Annotated in this window: 1 tRNA gene; it reads left to right on the forward strand. The window is 53.5% G+C overall.

The window, feature by feature from the left end:
- Positions 1–69: 69 nt before the first annotated feature.
- Positions 70–144: transfer RNA gene (locus tag SBI19_RS29480), tRNA-Gln, on the forward strand.
- Positions 145–213: the final 69 nt, after the last annotated feature.

Genomic DNA, 213 nt, shown 5'->3' on the forward strand with positions numbered 1-213 from the left:
TGGTTAACGCATCGGATTGTGATTCCGACATTCGGGGGTTCAATTCCCCTCGATCGCCCCATTGATTGTTGGGGATTAGCCAAGTGGTAAGGCAACGGACTTTGACTCCGTCATTCCAAGGTTCGAATCCTTGATCCCCAGCCATTGAATTTTGCGGAAGTGGCTCAGCGGTAGAGCATCGCCTTGCCAAGGCGAGGGTCGCGGGTTCGATTC

This window comes from Paenibacillus sp. CCS19, from assembly GCF_033239625.1.
Lineage (GTDB): Bacteria > Bacillota > Bacilli > Paenibacillales > Paenibacillaceae > Paenibacillus_T.